The sequence below is a fragment of the Eubacterium sp. CAG:156 genome, from assembly GCF_000434315.1.
GTDB lineage: Bacteria > Bacillota > Clostridia > Lachnospirales > Lachnospiraceae > Eubacterium_U > Eubacterium_U album.
Map to the genome: position 1 here is coordinate 1 of NZ_FR878108.1, position 870 is coordinate 870.

1 protein-coding gene is annotated in these 870 nt (G+C 32.0%); it reads right to left on the reverse strand.

Annotated features, from left to right (window positions below):
* Window positions 1-870: response regulator (locus tag ABMA45_RS00170; protein ID WP_348029854.1), on the reverse strand; the 870-nt coding region annotated here is incomplete at both ends.

Genomic DNA, 870 nt, shown 5'->3' on the forward strand with positions numbered 1-870 from the left:
TTTCTTTACCTGCAACGTAATCACTGGAAAATTCAACAACATGGGCAGAAAAATAAAAATTTAAGGATAACGCTAATATTGCCTCAGAAACGGCTGTTGAAAAATTACGTGCACTGTGATGATAACCGCTTATACCCGCATTTACATTTAACGATGTAAACATTTTAAATGAAGAATCAATTGTGTTGCAGTTATCAATTATTGCGGATGTGTCTTCGGTTTCATAATCAAAATATACATTTATAATAAGATTGTTATATCTAAAGCAATAACTGTTAAGCTTGTTGTCAATTATTATATCTTTTAATGTTCCAACCATTGACATGTCATCAGGTAATTGAAATGCAGCTACGTAATAATTGTTTAAATTAATATCAAAATTTGATAGTTTGTTTAAGGAATCATCAGGTACAACATGGTCTGTAAGTTCCTGGAAAAATTGATCCTTAAGAAAAGCCTGTTCACTTTTGCTGATAGAAGATTTGGATTCAAGTAGTTTTTTCGCAACATTTTGAACTGCATTTATTACATCCTTTTTTGCAGCCGGTTTTAACAGGTATTCTGCAACATTATACTGAATTGCAGAACGTGCATATTCAAATTCTGAATATCCTGAAAGTATGATTACAGAGATTTCAGGATGGTTTTCATGAATGTATTTTGCAAGCCCAATACCATCAAGCGAAGGCATTCTTACATCGGTTATTACAATATCAATGGGAGTACTTTCGATTATGTCGATAGCCTCTGTTCCGTTCTTAGCTGTAGCTGAAACAACACAATCATATGTTTCCCAATTTATATATTCTGACAGACCTTTTCTAAATATAGTTTCATCGTCTACTATTAATAAGTGAAAAATCATACTAT